Origin of the sequence: Prosthecobacter sp., assembly GCF_044373815.1 — a bacterium.
Lineage (GTDB): Bacteria > Verrucomicrobiota > Verrucomicrobiia > Verrucomicrobiales > Verrucomicrobiaceae > Prosthecobacter.
The window spans coordinates 1-19,667 of the sequence record NZ_JBIPNG010000067.1; the positions used below are offsets into that span (position 1 = coordinate 1).

Here is a 19,667-nt window from a genome sequence, read left to right on the forward strand (position 1 = left end):
CCCACGCTCAGATCGATGCCGGCGGTGATGATGACCAAAGTCATGCCGATGGCGAGAATGGCGATGACGGCGATCTGATTGGCGATGTTGAGCAGGTTGTCGGTCTTGAGGAAGACGGGCCAGGCATGGGGCCGTGGTCGCACCACGCGGGCGTTTTTGAGCGCGGGGAAGTCGGTGGGGAGGTCGCTGAACACGAGCCAAGATGCGGTGGCCTGATTGCAGGCGATCACATCGAGGCCACCCGATGCGGCGGCACGCAGCAGGGCGGCGCGTGCGTCTTTGGGTTCGCCCTGGACGATTGCAGCGCGGGAGCCGAGTTCTGCCTGGAGGGCTTTGGCGAAGGCGGTGTCTGCGGTGGTTGGGCGAACGACGATGAGGACTTTCGCTTGCGGATCGATCTGGGTGGCGACGTCTTTGGCAGCGGCGGCGTTCTGCGGGTATTGCGTTGTCCAGGTGGCGATGCTGAAGAAGACGCAGAGCAGCAGCAGTGCGATGAGCATGCCGGAGCCGGCGAGGTGGTGGCGGATGAAGGCGGGAAGACGGCTCATGCGGAAAGAACGATCATGAGGGGCGGAAGAATGCAGTTCAAGACCAGAGACGTTCATGATTGACCCCGGGCTGCGTTTCAGGGTAACCTGAGGCACTTATGAAATCGCGCTTTCTTTCTTTGATTGTCCTGCTGCTGGCCGCCACCCATGCCCGCGCCGACTGGGTGCTGGTGCAGAAGACTGACGCGGATGGCAAAGAAAGTGTCGTCACCACGAAGATCAAGGGAGAGCAGGCACGGGTGGACATGGGAGACAAGATGTCCGCCATCTTGGGGGCTGAGGGCATGGTCATGATGATGCATGCGCAGAAAGTGATGATGAAGATGGATCTGGCGACGCTGAAGGCGTCCTTGGAAAAGACGGGAAAGGGCCCAAGTGGTCAGCCGGCAGCCAAGCCTGTGGCAACGGGGCAGAAAGAGAAAGTCGGCGAGTGGAACGCGGAGATTTACACCTGGGAAGGACCACTGGGCAAAGGCCGCTTCTGGGTAGCCAAGGATTTCCCGAAACACGCGGAGATCAGCGCCATTAGCGACAAGCTCGGCAAGGTGATGGGCGGTGCGGTGTCCGGCATTTCACCGCAAGCATCCGATTTCGACGGCATGGTGGTGAAATCCGAGATGACGATGATGGGCAAGAGTGTGGTCTCCCACCTGGTCTCTGCCAAAGAAGAGACGGTGGCTCCGGAGGAGTTTGCGCCGCCTACCGGCTACACTGAAATGAAAATGCCCGGAGCGCCGAAATGACCTACGGCGTCAGCACACACGCATAGGCGGCGGTGTTGGAGCCGGGCATGGAGATGACCACAGGCTGCTGCGTCTGCCGTACGGCCAGAGTTCCAAGGACAAGCTGGAGGGCGCTGCTGGCACCCATGCTTTCACCAAGGACGTACTTCGGGCTGAGCACGGCGTCCCAAGGCCGCCCGGACCAGGCCGCGATCTCTGTGTGGTCCAGTTTGGCGATCCCGGTGCGGTCATTGATGAGCGTGGCGGGACCTTGGAACTGAGCCAGAGTTTGTGCGGCAAGTTCCGGCAGCAGGTCGCAGCGTTCCTGCCAGGAGAGGTAGCCCAGCGGGCCGATGATCTCGCTGACGCGAGGACCTTCACCGCTGGCGGAGAGCAGGAGTGCTCCGGCACCTTCTGAGCCGACGAGCTTGGGATGATAGTAGGTGAGCGCCTCGGCGCTAAGCCAGTCGCATTCTTCAGCGGCGATGAGCAGGCATTCCTCCACGATGCCGCTGCCGATCCAGAACGCGGCGGTGTCGAGCGCCTCCATGATGGAGTTTGGGCTGCCCAGCAGTGTGCTGACCGCGCCATCGACCCCGAGGAAGGAGGCGACATGCGAGGCGGGTGCGTTGAACACGGTTTCAGGAAAGATCAACGGGCTGGCCTGGGCGGGATTTTGCAGCACCTCGTCGTAAAAGCGGCCGGTGTAGTTCACGCAGCCGTTCATCATGACAAACAGAATGCCCAGGCCGGGAGGCGGCGCGGAGGGGTCGTGCCCGGCATCTGCCAGTGCCTCCAGGGCCGCAGCCACGGAGTAGCGGGTGATCGCGCTGGAGCGGCGCAGGCGCGGATGACGCGCGACCTTTTCCGGCGGGGCGGGAGGGGCAAAGCGGGATTCGCAGGGCCAGTTTCGGACATCCCCGGGACGGGCACAGGAGCGGGAGGGCAGCGGTGTTCCCGCCAGCACGGCCGCGTGCATTGCGGCGGCGTTCCAGCCGGCGGAACTCACGGCGCCGACACCACCGATGCGGATATTGCGCGCGTTCATGCGGACCTCCTTTGCAGCACGAGGGTTGCATTAGTACCGCCGAAACCGAAGGAATTCGTCAGCGCATAATCGAGCGAGGCGCGCCGGAACTGGCGCACCAGATCAAAGCGCACCGCAGGATCGACCTCGCGTACGTTCAGGCTCGCGGGCAACCACTGACCCTGCAGGGCCATGAGGCAGATCACCGCTTCGACCGCTCCAGCCCCGCCGAGCAGATGCCCCATGGCGGACTTGGTGGAGCTGACGGGGATGCCTGCCACGGCATCACCCGCCCAGGCTGCAATGGCGGAGGCCTCGGCCACGTCGTTGAACGGCGTGCCGGTGCCGTGGGAATTGATGTAGCCGATTTGAGCGGGTGAAACACCGGCCTGGGCGCAGGCGGAGGTCATGGTGCGGATGGCGGCTTTGCCGGCGGGATCTGGCTGAGTGAGGTGATGCAGGTCGGTGGCGGTGGCATAGCCGGAGATGTTTCCCAGCGCCGCGCTTTGGCGTACATCCTCGGCTTCCAGCAGCATGACGGCGGCACCTTCACCGAGCGCCAGGCCGTCCCGGTGCGCATCAAAGGGGCGCGGAATGCCGCTGGGTGCGAGGGCGTGCAGCGTGTCAAACCCGGCAAAGACGAGCTTCGCGATCGCATCGTAGCCGCCTGCAAGCACGCGTTTGGCCCGGCCGGAGCGGATCATGTCCGCCGCCCAGCCGATGGCGTTGGCACCGGAGGCGCAGGCATTGGAAACGATGATGATCGGGCCGCGCCAGTCAAACTCGGCGGCGATACTGCTCATCTGGCGCTGCGGCTGATAATACTCGGCACGCGAAAGCTGTGTCGGGACGCGGGCGGTATCTTGATGAGCGTGTTCGAAATAGGCCTCTCCCAGAGGCATGGCCCCGGCGGAGGTGCCGATGACCATGGCGTCGATGCCCTCCATGTTCTCCCGGCCTGCCTGTGCGAGCGCCTCACGGATGGCCATGAGCAGCATGCGTGTGCCACGGTCAAAGTAGGTCTGCTTATGGACGGGGATGCGGTGGAAGAGGCTTTCTGTGGGCAGATCCACCACGCCGGCGGTTTTGGCGATGAATTCGCGGGTGTCGAAAAGTTCGACCGGCTTGAACGCGGTACGGTCCGCCGCCAGAGCCACCTCATTCGCCTGCCAGCCCATGCCCAGAGGCGAAACGATCCCCGCTCCGGTGATAGCGATGTTCTTACTTAAAGGTGAAGGCACTAGGGAGGACAGGATGAGATTCGTTGTGAGGAGGGTTGAACTGCTAACGCAAGTGTTCATTCTACCGCACGGCGCGGCTTATGGTTTACGCTTCGTCGCAAGGACTGCAAATGTTTGGTGAACGCTGGGATCGTATTGTGGCTGAGCGCGGCGCGCAGGCGGCTTTGTATCTTGCTGACGGACGTGCCACCACGTTCCGCGAGCTGGATGCTAATGCGCGTGCCTTGAAGCCGACCAGTGATTACGTGCTGGCGCAGGGCGAGGTACCACAAATTTTGCGCCTGCTGCTGGCAGGGTTTTTGTATGGTGTCCCGGTGCAGCTGGTGGAAAAAGACCGCTCCCGCCGCATTCCCGCCAGTCCGCCGCCTCCGGGGACGGCCCTGATCAAGCAGGCCGTGGGTGGTTCGGGGGTGCGCCGCTGCCAGTTTTTCACGTTTGATCAGATCGCCGCGGATGTGGACCGGCTGCATGCGGCGCTGGATCTCGGCTCACGCGGGACGGGGGTGGCGGCGATTTCCTGCGCGCATTCCTTTGGTCTGACGACGACGGTGCTGCAAACGTTGCTCAACGGGGTGCCCACGTGCTTTGCGCCACAGCCGTTTGCGCAGCCATTGACGGAGGCGATGAAGCACCACCGGCGGGTGTTTCTGCCGGGGGTTCCGGCCCTGTGGAAGGCCTGGCTGATGGGCGATGTCCGCTTTGACAACATCAGTCTGGCGATCTCCGCGGGATCTCCGCTCACGCTCGACCTGGAGCGCATGGCGCTGGAGCAGCATGGACTGAAGATTCACAATCTCTACGGGACGAGCGAGTGTGGCGCGGTGTCCTGGGATGAGACGCTCGATTTGCGTGAGGATGGGAGCGACCTCGGCACCCTCCTGCCCGGCGTGCAGACACAGACCGATGCCGAGGGCCGTCTGGTGGTGGCCAGCAGCTCCGTGGGACTGGGGTATGACGACCAGCTGCCGCAGGAGAATTATGGTGGCGGGGTGTTCACCACCAGCGATCTGGTGGAGCAGGAGGGAGCCCGCCTGCGGTTTCAGCAATGCACGGGTGCAGGAATCAACGTGGCGGGCCGCAAGCTCAGCCCCACTGAAATTGCCGAAAAAATCATGCGGGCATCGAAGCTGGACCAGGTGAAAATCTATGGCGCACGGAGTCGCGATCCCGAGCGCTGCCAGGACATCGTGGCGGAAATCGGCCTGCCGCAGGCGGAGATTGATCCCGCATTTAAAATCACCGCCTGTTCATTGCTCGCACCTTGGGAAGTCCCGCGTAAATGGATCGGCAGATCATGAACACTTCTTTGCCTCCTAGCGCCCTCAGGCGCATCACCCGGCTTTGCGCCAAGCGCCATGAGCGCTTTTACTCGGTGGTGAAGCTGCGTTCTGATCCGGTATATGCCGCGGTCACCAAGGAACTGCTGGGCTCATCTCTGACGGTGCTGGACATTGGCTGCGGCATCGGCCTGCTGGCGTTTTATCTGCGTGAGTCAGGTTTCGCACCTGCCATCGCTGGCTTTGACTACGATGCGCAAAAAATCTCCTTTGCGAAGAGCATGGTCGCGCTCAGTGACTGCGAAGGGCTCAGCTTTATGAACGGCGATGCCCGCGCCGGACTCCCGGAATGCAGCGGTCATGTGGTGATCCTGGACATCCTGCAGTTTTTCACACGGCAGGAGCAGGAGGCGCTGCTCAAAGTGGCGGCATCCCGCGTGGCGCAGGGCGGGAAGCTGATCATTCGCACCTGCCTGCAGAACCACTCCCTGCGCTTTCGCATCACGGTGGCGGGAGACTGGCTGGCCAAGCTGACGTTTTGGATGAAGGACGCACCCGTGTGCTACCCGGACCGTGCTTTGTTTGAGTCCGTGCTGGGCGCCGCCGGGCTACGGGTGCGGGTGCAGCCGCTATGGGGCGGCACGCCGTTCAACAACCATCTCGTCGTCGCTGAACGCGAGTGAGGTGGGGGGCACGCAGGGAAGGCCGCTCGTCGCCATCATGGAGGCGACGGCCTCCGCCACTTCGACGGCCACGGGGGTTCCTTCGTGGATCAGCACGATGGCGCCTGCTTTTAACCGGTGGGCGATGCGCCGGGTGATGGTGGGCACGTCTGTCAGCACGCCGTCAAATCCGCGCGCGTTCCATAGCATCATCCGCAGGCCCAGAGAGTGGGCGATGAGAGCGGTGAAGAGGTTGTGATGGCCTGCGGGCGGGCGGAAAAAACGCGGCGGCTGGCCGGGGCAGAGGGCGGCCAGAGTCTCCTGGCAGCCTGCGATCTCGCGCCACAAGCGAGCCGGGCGCAGCATCCAAAAGGTGCCGGCTGGGTGCGTCTGGGTGTGGTTGCCGATTTCGTGGCCTCGCGCGAGGATTTCGCACACGAGCTGCGGATGTTCTGCGGCACGTTCGCCGACAAGGTAGAAAAGCGCCTTGATGCGGTGACGGTCCAGGATGTCGAGAATCGCCGGGGTGTGCTCGGGGTGCGGACCGTCATCGATGGTGAGCAGCACCGGATTTCCAGCCGGAGGCAGTTGTTTGATCATGCGACCGAACAAGGCGCAGCGTGGCACCAGCGTGCCGATCATCATGGTGGTCAGGACGGTGCAAAACAGCAGTGCCGCCTCCAGCGGCTGCCCGTGCCCGATCAGCCAGATCACCACCGGCACAGGTGCGAGGGCCAGGGCGAAGCGGAAATAGGCACGCCGCAGACAGCTGGCACGGACGGCCGCATTCATGCCGGATCGCGGGTGACGAGCGGTTCAAAGACAAACCATTGGTCCCAGTGCTGGAGAAGAAACTTGTGCAACACCGGAAGCCAGGCGGCGCTGATCTCGGCGGCTTTGTGCTTGCGCCCGCCTTCGAAGAAGGGTTTGCCAATCTCAATGCGATAGGCGAGCCGCCCCCTCCGAGTGAGGAAGACCGGGTAACAGGGCACACCGGTCACCTCCGCGAGGACCAGCGGCCCGCGTGGGATCTTATAAGTCACGCCGTCAATGTGGGCCAGCGTGGGGGTCACCTCACCCAGCACACGGTCGCCCTGGACGCAGACGACTTCACCTGCGAGGAGCAGGCGGCACAGCTCCATGCCGAGATGGCCGCCGGGTTCGTTGTAATGAACGTGCAGATTCGGCTCACGGCGTTCCTCGTCACACAGCTCCTTGCCGCGCAGCTTTTGCAGGGATGCCGAGGCCTCCGGCATGCGGACGGTATGGACGGGCCGGGTGAATTTGCGCGCGAAGAGGCTGGCGCCGATGTCGTAGTTGCCGGAATGCACGGTGAAGATCAGCGCGCCGCCCGGGTGCTTTTCCAAATCCTCGAAGTCGCCTTCGCCGATGATCTCCCAGTCGATCTTGCGCTGAAAATGCAGGTACCAGAGGCGGTCAAGGTAGGTCAGCGAAAACTGGAGGAAGACCTGATATCCTGCCAGGCAGCTGGAACCTTTGCCGGGAATGAGGGCGCTGAGATTGGCACGGATGGCCTCACGCGGCTCCACCGCCAGGATGTAAGCGATCAAGGAGAGGGGGTAGGCGAGCAGCGTGAAGAGCGGCGCGGGCACCCAGTGCATGCAAAACAAAATGGCCTGCGTCCAGCATGCATCATGCAGACCCATGCGCGGGGGAGGAGGAGGCGCGGTCGGCTCGTGAGTTGCAGATTCGGCGGATGGCATTATTTAAAGGCGTACCATGGATGGGATGAAACGTTGTGTTTCGACTGTCACAACCTCTCCGACAACTGACTTTTTCAGCACTTGCACGCATGATTTCATCCAACACCGATTACGACGTGGTCATCATGGGCGGTGCTTTTTCCGGCGCGTCAGCGGGAATGATGCTGAAACGCGAGCATCCGGAGATGCGCATTCTGATCGTGGAGCGCACGCTGCAGTTTGACCGCAAAGTGGGTGAAAGTACTTCCGAAGTGGCGGGCTGCTTCCTCACCCGCGTGCTGCATCAGGGGCACCATCTGAGTTCGCAGCACTATCAAAAGCACGGTCTGCGCATGTGGTTTTGCAAGACGCCTGAGGATGATGTGGGCTGCCTCACCGAGGTCGGGCCGCGCTACCAGTCACGGCTGCCGACCTTCCAGCTGGACCGTGCCATCCTCGACGAGCACCTGCTCAAGGAGGCCTGTGATTTTGGCTGTGAGATGCTGCGCCCGGCCACCATCAAAACCATCACGCTCTCGGAAGACGAGGCGCCGCACACGCTGGAAATCATGCCGCAGGAAGGGCAGATGCGCACGGTGACCACGCGCTGGCTGATCGATGCCTCCGGCAAGGCCGCCGTGCTGTCGAAAAAACTCGGGCTGCACCGTTCCTTGGAGAGCGAGCACCCGACCTCCTCCATCTGGTGCCGCTTTCGCAACGTGAACGGGCTCGACAGCTACCAGAGCCGCAAGATGCATCCGGCGCTGATGAAAAACGTCAGCCAGCTCCGCACCACAGCCACGAATCATCTCATGGGGCATGGCTGGTGGTGCTGGATCATCCCGCTGTCCGATGGCAGCTACAGCGCCGGTGTCACGTGGGACCGGCGTTTTTTCACCCTGCCGGAAGGGCCGTCTCTTGTGGCACGCCTGCAGGCTCATTTAATGACGCACCCGATTGGCCGGCTCATGTTTGAAAACGCGGTGCCGGATGCCGATGACACCTTTTACTACAAGAACCTCGCGTACCGCTCCGAACGCATCGCGGGAAACCGCTGGGTGATGGTGGGTGACGCGGCCGGGTTCATGGACCCGCTGTACAGTCACGGGCTCGACTTCTGCGGCCACACCGTTTCTGCGGCGGTGGATCTGGTGCAGAAGAATCTGGCGGGTGAAAACACCCAGGTGATCACCGACTACCTGAACACGGCCTACCCGCGCACCTATCGCCTGTGGTTCAACTCGCTCTACAAAGACAAGTATTCCTACATGGGCGACGCGGAGCTGATCAATGCGACCTTTCTGCTGGACCTCTCCGCGTATTTCCTCGGCCCGGTGCGTGGGGTGTATGACAACCCGGATGATGAATGGATTCACATGCCCTACGAAGGGAAAGCGGGTGCGTTTTTTGCCGGCTTCATGGCGTTCTACAACCGGCGTTTTGTGCACCTCGGGCAGGAGCGCCGACGCAAGGGCATCTACGGACGCGCCAACAACGGGCACGTCTGGATGCCGTTCATGAGCCTGTCGCCAGACCACACCGCCGCGCGGTTGCTGTGGGCGGGGATCAAGGTCTGGATCAAGGCGGAGATCACCACCTGGCTGGCCCCGACTCCGGCCACCGCGCCGGTGATGATGATGGAGAAGAAGCCGGAGCCTGCGGAGGCATGAGGTGCTGCTCCAGGGAGCGTGGATAGAAGCAGACTCGTCGGCAGAATCAGTCCTCCGGCTCAACCGGGACGATCTGGGTTCCAGGCGGCGTGGGCGTATTGCTGATCGACACTCCGTTGGAGGTTTTGTCAGCACCGGGATCGAGGGCTATCTCGACGGCAGCCTCGTTCACTACATCGGTAAAAAGCTGCGCGAGCGCTTTGGCGTCATTGGAAAGCACCGCGCCCAGGTAGCGCTCCGCCTGGCTCTCGGTGTTCAGGAAGCCGTCGCCCATGTTGAGGTTGATGTTGGAGTTGGGGGAGGGCTTGATGCCTTTCGCCTGCATGGCGAGCTGCATGGCTTCGACAAACTGTTTGCCCGCTTCCGGCTGGGTCATCAAATCCTGCATCAAGGGCTTCAACCTGGCAGTCAGCTCTGGGTCCTGGGCCAGCTCGCGCAGACTTTTGCCAGGATGAGCCACGCGGTAGTCATCTACCAAGGAGCGAGCATTCCGCTGGCGGTCCGAATCACCCCCGAAAAGCAGTTTGAACATTTCCTCATCGCCGACCCCGGAGGCATTGGATTTGGGAACTGTCTTGGGCTCACTTCGTTTCACCACCTGTGGCGGGCTTGCAGGCGGAGGCTTGCTCTCTGGCCGATGGAGAGCAAACGGCAGCGATACCGCTGCGAGGGTGCTGGTGATTAGAATGGCTTTGCTGGCAGAGGTCACGGTTAGCAGGGTTGTGGTGGCAGAGAGGGAGACAGCCGTTGTGATCGATGCCGAGGTGCCGATGCCGCTGAGGGAAATTTTTCCCAACGAGGCCTGCACGGCGAGGGGCATTGCGTGTGCTGTTTGGGAGGCGAACAAGGCCGGGAGACTAACGCCTGCTATCAGGCCACGGGCACCCAAGGCCTCGCGCAGGGCCCGAACGCCGCGCTCGATGGCCCGCGAGACCGTACCTTGATTTCTGCCGAGGTGGCGCGCGACTTCCGCCTGATTGCGGCCTTCGAGAAAGTAGAGCACGAGCACCTCTCGCAGGTCATTGGGCAGTTCGTTGAACGCGTCATCGACATGCGGCTCAATGTCTGACCATGTGGCTTCGCGATCCGTATGCCACGTTTCGGCCATGGACTCCTCGAAGCGCCGCCGGGTGCTCTCCCGGCGCACGAAATCACACGCCCGGTTCCAGGCCACGCGGTGCAGCCACGCCGCGACAGATTGGGTGATGCCCCCTGCTTTGCGCGCCAGTTCCATAAATGTTTCCTGCGCCACATCCTGTGCAGCCGCCGCATTGCGAGTCACGCGCAGCGCCGTGGCATGCACCATCGCCCCATGAGCCTGCACCAGTTCACGGAAAGCGTGGGCATCGCCGCTGGCTGCGTAGCGCTCTAGGTGCTGGAGATCGGACGGCATTGCTTTGAATGAAGGTCGCACGAACAGCCGACATTATGCACGCGATGATCAAAAAACTACCTGCACGGCACAGTTCGCCCTGACCCCGGTCTCATTCGGAGGCGTGAGATGCGCTCTTTCAAAGTGAGCACAAGTTCTGCCACTGCTCACTCCGCCACGAAGAACATCCCCGCAAAGGTGTTGGAGGTGAACTTGGTGTCCGGTTTCGGATCCACGAGCATGTTGGAGATGTCACCGTCGAGGTAGAGGGCGTCTTCGCAGCCGAGGTGCTGGAAGAAGCGGGTGAACTGGTGAAACGTGACGCGCCCTTTCACGGCGTCTTCGCGGTCGCTCATCACGAAGAGGATCTGGCCGTCTTTCTTGCGCACGCCCACGGCATTGCGCAGGCGTTTGTTGGGTGAGTTTACCTGGAAGGCGGGATGGATCACTCCCTGGCGCAGCATCAGCGGGCCGGACTGCGTTGCGAGACGGGGCTTGAGGCCGCTTTTGGCAAATTCCGCTGCTTCCATCACGCCCGGGCCGGTTTGGTCGTCGAGGTAGAATATGCCGTTGGGCTTGAGGAAGAAGTTGCCTTCACCCGGCTGCAGATTCAGCGGCACGAGTTCCTTGCCGGCGCAGATGGTCAGCCCACAGGGTTTCGGGCCGCGTTCGTAGATGCCCGCATTGGTGGCGAAGATAATCTGCTTGTTGCGCGCGGCCAGTTGGCGGCGCAGGCCGTTGAAATCTCCCAGCGGCTGGCCGTTTTCACCCAGCCAGGCGAGCTGAAGACGCGGCCAGTCGGCCTTGTCCACGCGGTAGAGGTGATAGCGCCCGCCTTCGTAATCCACCGTCTCCGCGCCGTGCAGGTGCGAGGTGATCGTGGCACAGCCGAAAAGGGTGAGGAGCCTGCGGGGAAAGGTCATGCCACAGGATGCTGAATTCAGGCCATCGCACAACCATCTTGAACCCGGGGCGTATTGCCCCATGATGCCCCTCACATGTCCAGCAGTCTAGGCACCCTTTTCCACATCAGCACCTGGGGCGAATCCCATGGCATCGGCGTCGGCGTCGTCATTGACGGCTGCCCGCCACGCATCCCCCTCACCGTGGAGGACATCCAGGCGGAGCTCGACCGCCGCCGCCCCGGCCAGAGCAAGATCGTCACGCCACGCAAAGAGGACGACAAGGCGGAAATCCTTTCCGGCGTGCTGGATGGCCTCACGCTCGGCACGCCCATCGGCATTCTGGTGCGCAACACGGATCAGCGTCCATCGGCTTATACCGAGATGCAGCAGGCCTACCGCCCCAGCCACGCTGATTACACCTACGACGCCAAGTACGGCATCCGCGCCGTTTCAGGCGGCGGGCGTTCCAGCGCACGGGAGACGATCGGCCGCGTGGCTGCCGGTGCCATTGCGCGCAAGGTGCTGCAGCATTCGCTCACGGGTTACGAATGCCTCGCCTACGTGAAGACCGTGCAGCACATTGAGGCGAAAGTGCCTGTGGGGGCGGAACTCAATTCGGCGGTGATCGAATCCAACATCGTCCGCACCTGCGATCCCGTCGCGGCGGAGCAGATGATCGAGCTCATTGAAAAAATTCGCAGCGAAGGCAACAGCGTGGGCGGCATCATTGAGTGCGTCGTGCGCGGCGTGCCGACGGGACTTGGAGAGCCGGTGTTCGACAAGCTGGAGGCGGATCTGGCCAAGGCGATGATGAGCCTGCCTGCGACCAAGGGATTTGAAATCGGCAGCGGCTTTGGCGGCACGACGATGACGGGCCTGGAGCACAACGACGAGTTTTACATGGACGGTGACAAGGTGCGCACCCGCACCAACCGCAGCGGCGGTATTCAGGGTGGCATCAGCAACGGGGAGGAGATCGTCTTCCGCGTGGCCTTCAAGCCCACCGCCACGGTGCTGCGCGAGCAGAAGACCGTGACCAACACCGGCGAGGACACGACGCTCTCCGCACGCGGCCGCCACGATGCCTGCGTGCTGCCACGCGCCGTGCCGATGGTGGAGGCCATGGTGCACCTGGTGCTGGCCGATCATTTCCTGCGCCAGCGCGCGATGAGGGGGTGATGGGATGCGGTGGCTTGCCTGGCTCTTCACCGGCACGACGTGCCTGGCAGGCTACGGCGGGCCGTTGCCAGAGATCTCGGTGGGAGCCGGCGGGCGGGAACTGGTGATCCAGAGTGCGCCGAGGCTCCCTGAAAATGAAGCTTCGCAGGCGTTTCTGGTCGGCACGGTCACGGAGGTGGCTGCGGAAGAAGACCGCCAGCCGCAGCAGACCCGGCTCTCGGAGTCCTGCATGCTGCACGTGGATTCGGCCTATGGGTATCGTGACCAAATCGTGGGCGTTCAAACGGCGGTGCTCAAGGCCGACTACGAGCAATCACCTTACGTTCCAATTGATGAAGACTGGGGCAGACTGTGGCATTTCAAGAAGGGGCAGAGGCTGCTTGTGATTCTTCACCGGAGTGAAGGGGCGCCGTGTTTTGATGTGGAGGAGCTGATGGTTCTCAATGAACGCACGGCAACGCTGCCGGAGATCCTGCGCCGGACTGCGATGTTGTCGGAGGAGTTTACGGATGATGATCTGGAGGTGCTCAAGGTGGCTTCGCCCTTGTTGCATCAGCGGGTTTTCGCAGAGAGTGCCGGAGAGCGTGCGATGCGTGCCGAAGGGGCGAGGAGGCGACGTGAGGTGATCATGGCATCCGTGGGCATCTGCGTGCTGGTGGTTCTGGGGGCCTGGGGCATTCGCAAAAGGCGGAAGTGACTTGAGCAAGGCGGCGATGGGGGAGATCCATGGGCAGCGGTTCTTCATGGAGAAGACGATGTGGTCGTGCAGACTGGTGTAAGTGTTTGGCACTGCTCTTGGGAAGGGGCGCAGTCGTGGGGGATCTTTTCCACAAACACGGTATGAGGAGGCGCAGGGACGCTCAACTCCTTGCTGCGAGGGTGGAATGATGGCGAGGAGTCTGAGTGCTGGCATCGCTACGCGATGCAAGGTGTGGGAGAGAAATATGCCCAGTGAACGAGGGGTGTCGCTTCGCTCAACCCCTCGCTAACGGCTGGGATGGCTCCGCCATCCGCCATCGCCATTCGGCAGCCTCCGCCTCAGAATCCCACGACATAGAAGTACTGTTGGGAGACTCGCTCGGCTTCGGGGAGGGTGATCCAGCGTTCTTTGTAGTCTTCGCCCCAGCTGTCGCTGAAGGCGATTTCATTGGTGTCCTTGTTGTAGCCGATGATGAGGACGACATGGCTGGACTCTCTATCTCCGGCCAAGCTGCTGGTGGCGGCTTCCTCGGTGACTTTGGTTTTCCAGGACGCCCAGTTGGTGGTGGCTTTGCGCTCCTTGGTGCGCTTGTTGGCAGTGTCGTTGAACTCCTTGGTGCTGTAAAGGCACCACATCAGCGGCACGCCTTTGTCGATGTATTTGGCGATGTCCTTGATCTTGAGTTCGCTTTTCCAGGCGTCAAAGGAGCGGCGCTTGTTGCGGATCTGGGGGGCGATGCCTTCGAGCAGTGCGGAGACGCTGGTGCCGCCGCCGAAGCCGGAATTGCCGGCGTTGGCAAGGATGTACATGTCCGCAGGCACTCCGAGATGGCGCATGGCGCGCTCGGCGGTGGCGGGCGCGCAGTAGCCTTTGGGGCCCTGGTCCACCATGGGAATGTCTCCGACGACGACGTCACCGTTCTCGCGCTTTTCGAGGTTGGCCAGGGCATGGGCACGAATGATCTTGTCCGTGGTGTCCTCCACCTTGCCACCGGCATCTGCAAAGGCAGTGGTGACAATTTGCACGCCGACGTAGACACCCTTGGCCTCGGCCAGGAGGATGGCATGTCCGCGCCAGTCCCAGCGCTGCACGGTCAGGCGACCAACGCCGCTCGGGCCTTCGCCAAACCGCGCTTCCTTTGGTGCCCCGAGTTTTTTGGTGAGCGTGTCCGCGATCGCGGTCAGATCCTTATCCATCGCTTTTTTCACGATTTTCTCCGCTTCTGCAGGCGGGGTGTCTTTATCGAAATGCATTTCGCCGCCGCCTTTGGCGCTGAAGAGGTCGCCCTTGTTGGCAAAGACGAGGGAGAAACTGGTCACCTTGTCATTCTCCGCATACATGGCCACGGAGAAGGGATGCGCACCGAAGAGCTGGTAGTCGTCCTTGGTGTAGGCGCGGTAGCTGCTGGCCGTCTTGGTCTTGGACTCCTGGGGGATTTTCAACCGGGCGGCGACTTCCTCGGCGGAGGAGGTCCAGAGCGGGTCTTCGCCAAACAGTGGCTGGCCGATGACTTCGTTGACCAGGGCGGGCTCGAGTTTGTCGTTGGGGCCGGGTTTGAAGGTGTACTTGGCAGGGGCTGCAGCTGCCGGAGCGCCAGCGGCAGGCACGGCGGCGGATTTGATGTACTGCTGGTCGGCGGCGGAGAGGGAGGTGATGGCGAAGGTGTACTTCTGCCCCGTGGCCAATTCGAGAGTCACGTTGGGACCATCGACACCAATGAGCTTGGCCTGCACCGCCTTGCCCTGCGCATTGGTAAAGGTGCGGAGTTCAGGGGACTGAGAAAACGCGGCGGCAAGGGACAGGCCCAGCACTAAAAAAACATTGGCGGCATGCTTCATGGATACGCTTTTAACGCATCCGCCTCTGACGGTGGTAGTACTTTTTTGCGCGCCTCAGATCCACGTCCCGGACGGGATGATGGCGTCTTTCGGAATGCAGATAATGCCGTCGCGTATGTAGAAGTTTTCGCCGTCCATGTTGTCCGGCTTGCCTTCGGGAGTGATGACCACGTTGTCGCCGATGTGGACGTTCTTGTCGATGATGGCGCGTTCGATGCGGCAGTTGCGGCCGATGCCGGGAGGCGGGCGGTTCGGATCGGTGCCGACGGCACCGGCGTAGTAATCCGCACCCATGATGATGCAGTCACGGATGGTGGTGCCGGGCTCGATCTTGGCGCGCAGGCCGATGACGGCGGTTTCGATGTGGGCGTCCGTGAGCACGCTGCCGTCGGCGATCAGCGCACCGCGAATGGTGGCACCATTGATCTTGGTGGCTGGCAGGAAGCGGGCGTGGGTGAAGATGGGCGCGGAGCTTTCGAAGAAGTCGAACTGCGGCACCAGGCGGCAGAGGTCGAGGTTGGCGTCGAAGAAATTGCGGATGGTGCCGATGTCCTCCCAGTAGCCCTGGAAGTTGAAGTTGAAGACGCGCTTGTTCTTGATCGCGGTGGGGATGATGTGCTTGCCGAAATCATTGAGCGTGTTGTCGAGACACTCGATGAGCACATCACGATGGAACAGGTAGATGCCCATGGAGGCCTGGAAGCGCGACTCCGCAGGGTCAATGCCCATCGTCTTCAAAGTGGACGGCGGGATGCGCAGTTTTTCGAGGACTTCAGGATCCTTCGGTTTTTCGATGAACTCGTAGATCCGTCCTTCTTCGTCCGAGTGCATGATGCCAAACCCTGTGGCGGCCTCGGCATCCACCGGGATGGTGGCGATGGTGATGTCCGCATTGGTGGCGATGTGCTGGCGCATCAGCATGCGGTAGTCCATGCGGTAGAGCTGGTCCCCGCTGAGGATGAGGTAGTAGTCGTAGTCGCCTTCGAGGAAGTAGCGCAGGTTCTGCCGCACGGCATCGGCGGTGCCCTGGTACCAGCGCTCACCATCGGGAGTCTGCTGCGCTGCGAGCACCTCCACAAAGCCGCGGGTGAACTGATCAAAGCGGTAGGTGCGGGCGAGATGGCGGTTGAGCGAGGCGCTGTTGTATTGAGTGAGCACATACACCTGACGCAGCCCGGAATTGATGCAGTTGCTGATCGGGATATCGACGATGCGATACTTGCCGGCGAGGGGCACGGCGGGCTTGGCGCGGTTTTCAGTCAGAGGGAAAAGACGCGTGCCTGCTCCACCACCCATGACGATGGCCAGAGTATTGCGGCGTAAGAGAGTGTCTGCTTCGATCTGGACTTTGGATGACGAGGGGGCCGTTGCGTTTGGAGGTGTGCTCATTGTCCTAAGTTGGTTGGCATTAATTCTCTGCAACAAGGGGAACAAGCAAGCGTTATCCCTGTCCAAATCTTGCGGGCTGACGCGCCTCGCGAGCGATTTAGTTCTATCACCTTCCTCCAACCTCATGTCCACCCCGACGTTTCGTTTCCCCTGCATGATCAGCGTTTGCCTGATTGCGTCCTCAGCCTATTCAGCGGTCAACTTTGAAAAAGACCTGTTGCCCGCCATCACTAAGAAATGCGTTGATTGTCACAAGGCTCCGCATGTCGCCAACGGCCAGAAGAAGGAGCCCAAGGCCGGCCTGCGGCTGGATGCCTCCTGGGCCATCCTGAAAGGCAGTGAAAACGGCCCCGTGCTCACGCCCGGCGCCCCGGACAAAAGCGGCATCTTTGAGTCCGTGATGCTGCCGAAGGATGATGACGGCCACATGCCCTCCAAGGGCGAAGACCTGACCAAGGAAGAAATCGCCCTGCTCAAAAAGTGGATCGAGGAAGGCGCGGACTTCGGCGGCTGGGTCGGCAGCGTGGAGGGCATGCCCGCTGGCGCGATGACGGAATCCGCGAAGCCTTACAAGCCGCGGCCGCATGATCTGTTTTATGCGGCTCTTGAAAAAGGGGTGAAGCCCCTCTCTGACGACGTGTTGGCCAAGGCGAAGACCGCCGGTGCCCAGGTCTCTCCCGTGAAGGTGGACAGCCCGCTGGTGCGGGTGGATTTCCTCACGGGAGTCTCGAAGTGCGATGACGCCAAGGTGGCCGAGATCCTGCCGCTCAAGGAAAACATCGTGCAGCTGGATCTGGGGCGCACCATCATCACCGACGGCGCTTTGAAGACGATCGGCCAGCTGCCGCGCCTGGTGACGCTGGACCTGCGCCAGACCAAAATCACCGATGCCGGCCTCGAATCCCTGATCGGTCTGAAAAAACTCGAGACCCTGAATCTTTACGGCACCGAGATCACGGACGCCGGATTGAAGCACCTGGCCAAGATCAAAAGCCTCAAGAATGTCCATCTCTGGCAGTCCAAGGCCACCAAGCCCGGCGTAAAACAACTCAGCGCCGCCATCCCCGGCATCAAAGTCAGCATCGAATAACTCATCTCAACCGTAGCCTCTCATGAAAACGCGTCTCTTCCTTCTTACCACCATGTCCATGCTCAGCGCACTCTTTGGAACCGCCAACGCTGGCGAAGGCGAAAAAGTCAGCTACCCCGCTCCGGTGGTCTCTGGCATCAACCAGGACGGTGCCACGGTGAACTTCGCCGATGTGTACAAAAAGGGGCCGACGGTGGTCTTCTTCTACCCGAAGGCTGACACTCCCGGCTGCACCAAGCAGGCCTGCTCCCTGCGGGATGCCTTTGCGGATCTCTCCAAAGAAGGCGTGCAGGTGCTCGGCGTGAGCTTCGACAAGGCGGAGTCGCAGAAGGCGTTCAAGGACAAGTTCACGCTGCCCTATGACCTCATCGCCGATCCTGAAGGCAAGATCGTCGAGGCTTTCAAGGTGAAGAAGATGCTCAAAGGCCTGCTCTCACTCGCCTCACGCAGTTGCTTCCTCATCAAGGATGGCAAGGTGGTCTGGCAGGACTATTCGGCCGCCACCGACCAGCAGGCCGCTGACATCAAGCGCGTGCTCGCTGAGGTGAAGTAAGCCCCTCATGGCGGGGCGGGCCCTGCCAAAGTTGTTTCAAGAAAAAGATCGCCGGGGCGCAACCGGCGGTCTTTTTTGTTTTTTGATTAACGTCGGCGCGCTCAGCGCTGTCTTTACCAGCCCGCATGTTCATTCCTCAGGCTCTCCGAACTTCCGCGCTTTCATGCCTTGGCCTGACTGCCGCGCTGCTGTTTGCCGAACCGGCGGGGCTGCGTGCGGACTGGCGGGATGACATCGGCTACACCCAGCTGGCCGCCGAGCTGGGCGCTGCGGTGCCGACCGGCGCGGGCATTGTGTTGATGCAGTCCGAAGCCAATGATCAGACCTCGCCGCCCAACTACCTGCCGCAGGACGGCGGCCCCGGCTCGTTTGCCGGTGCCGGCTCATACACCGGCAAAACGTTTTACGCCGAGTCCGGTGCAGGGGTGGTGCTGAGCCATGCGCAGTCCGTGGCCTCCTTTTATTATGCCAATGGCAGCGGCATCGCGCAGGGAGCCACGGAAATCCATAATTACACCGCAAACGATTTCCTGACGCGGATCTCCTCGGGCTCCGCCCCTGAAGTCCTCCCTGGCCGGGTGCAGAATCACAGTTGGAAAGGCAGTGCGGATGCCGCCTCGGACCCGCAGCTCCTGCGGTGCATGGATTACCTCATCAATCGCGATGGTCGCGTCGTCGCCGTGGCTCTCGACAACAACACCGGGGCCCTGCCGCCGCTGATGGGGAACAACTACCACGCCCTCACCGCCGGCCTCCGCTCCGGCGTCCACAGCCTGGGCGGCACCAACACCGACGGCAATGGGCGCATGAAGCCGGATCTCGTGGTCAATGTCGGGGAGACCAGCTATGCCGCACCTGCCATCGCAGGCACAGGAGCGGCGCTGCTGCAATCCGCCGTGGCATTGAGCAACACGAACGCGGAAAAGCCACAGGTCATCAAAGCACAGATGCTGGCAGGGGCCTCGAAGCAGAACCTGCCGCAGTGGGTGCGTCTGGCCGACACCGCTCCGTATGATGCCGTTTTTGGCGCGGGAGAACTGAACATCCGCAACGCCTACTACATCCAGCAGGCAGGCCAGCACGCAGCCTCCACCAGCGCTGAGTCTCCCTCCCGTGGCTGGGATTATGCCACCAGCACCTCGAATGCCTCCGGCCGCCGTTATTTTTTCAGCATTCCGGCCGGCCGCTACGCCACCACGTTCTCCACGGCCATCACCTGGCATCGCACAATTTTCGGATCTCCAGGCTCCTATACTAGCAGCCTGTCGGATCTGAACCTCAAGCTCTACGCCTCCACCAACTTCACGCCCGGCACCATCGCACTGTGCTCCTCCACCAGTACTGTAGACAATGAGGAGCACCTGTTTTGCTACAATCTGCCACCGGGCCAGTACATGCTTGTTGTCACCGCGAATTCGAGCAGCCGCTCGTACGGACTGGCCTGGGATGCCCAGCTTGGCAGTGGGCCCGCGCTGACCGCCACCATCACCGGCGGTCAGTTGCAGCTCAGCGCATCCAGTCTCGATCCCCGCGTCAGTTACACCATCGAAAGCTCCCCCAATCTGGTCAATCCCTGGACCACTGAGCAGACCTTCCGCACTGCGGACACCACCCCGTCCTTCACCTACACGTTCCAGCCCACCCAGACCGCCGGAAGTTATTTTTACCGGCTGCGCTGGACGCCGGTGCGTTGAGTTAAGTGTTTCCCATCCCATGGCGAACGTATCCCTGTCATGAACACGCGCACCGAGACAGACAGCATGGGGGCGATGGCCGTGCCGGCGGAGGCGC

General features: G+C 61.8%; 17 protein-coding genes and 1 pseudogene. 9 read left to right on the forward strand and 9 right to left on the reverse strand.

Annotation, left to right across the window (positions count from 1 at the left end; genetic code table 11):
- Positions 1–548, reverse strand: a pseudogene (locus tag ACIREA_RS08255) (ABC transporter permease); the annotation flags it as partial.
- Between the two features lie 98 nt (positions 549–646).
- Between ACIREA_RS08255 and ACIREA_RS08260 the strand changes: the two are divergent.
- Positions 647–1,291, forward strand: a complete 645-nt coding sequence (locus ACIREA_RS08260) for a DUF4412 domain-containing protein (RefSeq protein ID WP_397381784.1) — start codon at positions 647–649, stop codon at positions 1,289–1,291.
- Between the two features lies 1 nt (position 1,292).
- Here the strand turns inward: ACIREA_RS08260 and ACIREA_RS08265 are convergent, their stop codons facing one another.
- Both ACIREA_RS08265 and ACIREA_RS08270 read right to left on the reverse strand, forming a co-directional pair.
- A complete protein-coding gene (locus ACIREA_RS08265) occupies positions 1,293–2,318 on the reverse strand; it encodes a hypothetical protein (protein WP_397381785.1) in 1,026 nt (341 codons plus the stop codon).
- Positions 2,315–3,598 carry a beta-ketoacyl-[acyl-carrier-protein] synthase family protein gene (locus ACIREA_RS08270; RefSeq protein ID WP_397381786.1) on the reverse strand — a complete coding sequence of 428 codons (1,284 nt, stop codon included), beginning with the start codon at positions 3,596–3,598 and terminating at the stop codon, positions 2,315–2,317. Before ACIREA_RS08270 ends, ACIREA_RS08265 begins: the two co-directional genes overlap by 4 nt.
- A 20-nt stretch (positions 3,599–3,618) precedes the next feature.
- On the opposite strand from ACIREA_RS08270, the gene ACIREA_RS08275 reads away from it, so the two are divergent.
- A complete protein-coding gene (locus ACIREA_RS08275; protein ID WP_397381787.1) occupies positions 3,619–4,836 on the forward strand; it encodes an AMP-binding protein in 1,218 nt (405 codons plus the stop codon).
- Positions 4,833–5,498 carry a class I SAM-dependent methyltransferase gene (locus ACIREA_RS08280; protein WP_397381788.1) on the forward strand — a complete coding sequence of 222 codons (666 nt, stop codon included), beginning with the start codon at positions 4,833–4,835 and terminating at the stop codon, positions 5,496–5,498. Before ACIREA_RS08275 ends, ACIREA_RS08280 begins: the two co-directional genes overlap by 4 nt.
- Here the strand turns inward: ACIREA_RS08280 and ACIREA_RS08285 are convergent.
- Together ACIREA_RS08285 and ACIREA_RS08290 are read right to left on the reverse strand one after the other, a co-directional pair.
- Entirely contained in the window at positions 5,445–6,269 is an 825-nt protein-coding gene (locus ACIREA_RS08285) for a polysaccharide deacetylase family protein (RefSeq protein WP_397381789.1), read from the reverse strand. The genes ACIREA_RS08280 and ACIREA_RS08285 overlap by 54 nt on opposite strands.
- Positions 6,266–7,099: a hypothetical protein gene (locus tag ACIREA_RS08290; protein WP_397381790.1), complete on the reverse strand. Its 834-nt coding sequence runs from the start codon at positions 7,097–7,099 to the stop codon at positions 6,266–6,268. The genes ACIREA_RS08285 and ACIREA_RS08290 overlap by 4 nt, the downstream gene beginning before the upstream one ends.
- Before the next feature lie 191 nt (positions 7,100–7,290).
- Here ACIREA_RS08290 and ACIREA_RS08295 point away from each other — a divergent pair, with 191 nt between their 5' ends.
- Positions 7,291–8,850, forward strand: a complete 1,560-nt coding sequence (locus ACIREA_RS08295) for an NAD(P)/FAD-dependent oxidoreductase (protein ID WP_397381792.1) — start codon at positions 7,291–7,293, stop codon at positions 8,848–8,850.
- Between the two features lie 46 nt (positions 8,851–8,896).
- Here the strand turns inward: ACIREA_RS08295 and ACIREA_RS08300 are convergent, their stop codons facing one another.
- Both ACIREA_RS08300 and ACIREA_RS08305 read right to left on the reverse strand, forming a co-directional pair.
- The gene (locus ACIREA_RS08300) at positions 8,897–10,243 is read right to left on the reverse strand and encodes an RNA polymerase sigma factor (protein ID WP_397381793.1); all 1,347 of its coding nucleotides are present in this window, start codon (positions 10,241–10,243) and stop codon (positions 8,897–8,899) included.
- 146 nt (positions 10,244–10,389) lie between these two features.
- A complete protein-coding gene (locus tag ACIREA_RS08305) occupies positions 10,390–11,145 on the reverse strand; it encodes a phosphodiester glycosidase family protein (RefSeq protein WP_397381794.1) in 756 nt (251 codons plus the stop codon).
- Between the two features lie 75 nt (positions 11,146–11,220).
- Between ACIREA_RS08305 and aroC the strand changes: the two genes are divergently transcribed.
- Both aroC and ACIREA_RS08315 read left to right on the forward strand, forming a co-directional pair.
- Positions 11,221–12,306, forward strand: a complete 1,086-nt coding sequence (aroC, locus tag ACIREA_RS08310; RefSeq protein WP_397381795.1) for a chorismate synthase — start codon at positions 11,221–11,223, stop codon at positions 12,304–12,306.
- Positions 12,307–12,310: 4 nt separating this feature from the next.
- Positions 12,311–13,003, forward strand: a complete 693-nt coding sequence (locus tag ACIREA_RS08315; RefSeq protein ID WP_397381796.1) for a hypothetical protein — start codon at positions 12,311–12,313, stop codon at positions 13,001–13,003.
- Positions 13,004–13,344: 341 nt separating this feature from the next.
- Here ACIREA_RS08315 and ACIREA_RS08320 read toward each other — a convergent pair whose 3' ends face one another.
- Together ACIREA_RS08320 and ACIREA_RS08325 are read right to left on the reverse strand one after the other, a co-directional pair.
- The gene (locus ACIREA_RS08320; protein ID WP_397381797.1) at positions 13,345–14,844 is read right to left on the reverse strand and encodes a C39 family peptidase; all 1,500 of its coding nucleotides are present in this window, start codon (positions 14,842–14,844) and stop codon (positions 13,345–13,347) included.
- A gap of 54 nt (positions 14,845–14,898) precedes the next feature.
- The gene (locus ACIREA_RS08325) at positions 14,899–16,233 is read right to left on the reverse strand and encodes a glucose-1-phosphate adenylyltransferase (RefSeq protein WP_397381798.1); all 1,335 of its coding nucleotides are present in this window, start codon (positions 16,231–16,233) and stop codon (positions 14,899–14,901) included.
- A gap of 217 nt (positions 16,234–16,450) precedes the next feature.
- Between ACIREA_RS08325 and ACIREA_RS08330 the strand changes: the two genes are divergently transcribed.
- The 3 genes from ACIREA_RS08330 to ACIREA_RS08340 all read left to right on the forward strand — a co-directional run bounded on the left by ACIREA_RS08330 (position 16,451) and on the right by ACIREA_RS08340 (position 19,570).
- A complete protein-coding gene (locus ACIREA_RS08330) occupies positions 16,451–17,323 on the forward strand; it encodes a c-type cytochrome domain-containing protein (protein ID WP_397381799.1) in 873 nt (290 codons plus the stop codon).
- Positions 17,324–17,345: 22 nt separating this feature from the next.
- Positions 17,346–17,876 carry a peroxiredoxin gene (locus ACIREA_RS08335; protein ID WP_397381800.1) on the forward strand — a complete coding sequence of 177 codons (531 nt, stop codon included), beginning with the start codon at positions 17,346–17,348 and terminating at the stop codon, positions 17,874–17,876.
- 125 nt (positions 17,877–18,001) lie between these two features.
- Positions 18,002–19,570, forward strand: a complete 1,569-nt coding sequence (locus tag ACIREA_RS08340; protein WP_397381801.1) for a hypothetical protein — start codon at positions 18,002–18,004, stop codon at positions 19,568–19,570.
- The last annotated feature ends 97 nt before the right edge of the window (positions 19,571–19,667 follow it).

Bases quoted from the DNA above. Each gene is read 5' to 3' on its own strand.
- ACIREA_RS08260 (WP_397381784.1), top strand. From the start codon at position 647: ATGAAATCGCGCTTTCTTTCTTTGATTGTCCTGCTGCTGGCCGCCACC.
- ACIREA_RS08265 (WP_397381785.1), bottom strand. From the start codon at position 2,318: ATGAACGCGCGCAATATCCGCATCGGTGGTGTCGGCGCCGTGAGTTCC.
- ACIREA_RS08270 (WP_397381786.1), bottom strand. From the start codon at position 3,598: ATGAACACTTGCGTTAGCAGTTCAACCCTCCTCACAACGAATCTCATC.
- ACIREA_RS08275 (WP_397381787.1), top strand. From the start codon at position 3,619: ATGGTTTACGCTTCGTCGCAAGGACTGCAAATGTTTGGTGAACGCTGG.
- ACIREA_RS08280 (WP_397381788.1), top strand. From the start codon at position 4,833: ATGAACACTTCTTTGCCTCCTAGCGCCCTCAGGCGCATCACCCGGCTT.
- ACIREA_RS08285 (WP_397381789.1), bottom strand. From the start codon at position 6,269: ATGAATGCGGCCGTCCGTGCCAGCTGTCTGCGGCGTGCCTATTTCCGC.
- ACIREA_RS08290 (WP_397381790.1), bottom strand. From the start codon at position 7,099: ATGCACTGGGTGCCCGCGCCGCTCTTCACGCTGCTCGCCTACCCCCTC.
- ACIREA_RS08295 (WP_397381792.1), top strand. From the start codon at position 7,291: ATGATTTCATCCAACACCGATTACGACGTGGTCATCATGGGCGGTGCT.
- ACIREA_RS08300 (WP_397381793.1), bottom strand. From the start codon at position 10,243: ATGCCGTCCGATCTCCAGCACCTAGAGCGCTACGCAGCCAGCGGCGAT.
- ACIREA_RS08305 (WP_397381794.1), bottom strand. From the start codon at position 11,145: ATGACCTTTCCCCGCAGGCTCCTCACCCTTTTCGGCTGTGCCACGATC.
- aroC (WP_397381795.1), top strand. From the start codon at position 11,221: ATGTCCAGCAGTCTAGGCACCCTTTTCCACATCAGCACCTGGGGCGAA.
- ACIREA_RS08315 (WP_397381796.1), top strand. From the start codon at position 12,311: ATGCGGTGGCTTGCCTGGCTCTTCACCGGCACGACGTGCCTGGCAGGC.
- ACIREA_RS08320 (WP_397381797.1), bottom strand. From the start codon at position 14,844: ATGAAGCATGCCGCCAATGTTTTTTTAGTGCTGGGCCTGTCCCTTGCC.
- ACIREA_RS08325 (WP_397381798.1), bottom strand. From the start codon at position 16,233: ATGAGCACACCTCCAAACGCAACGGCCCCCTCGTCATCCAAAGTCCAG.
- ACIREA_RS08335 (WP_397381800.1), top strand. From the start codon at position 17,346: ATGAAAACGCGTCTCTTCCTTCTTACCACCATGTCCATGCTCAGCGCA.
- ACIREA_RS08340 (WP_397381801.1), top strand. From the start codon at position 18,002: ATGTTCATTCCTCAGGCTCTCCGAACTTCCGCGCTTTCATGCCTTGGC.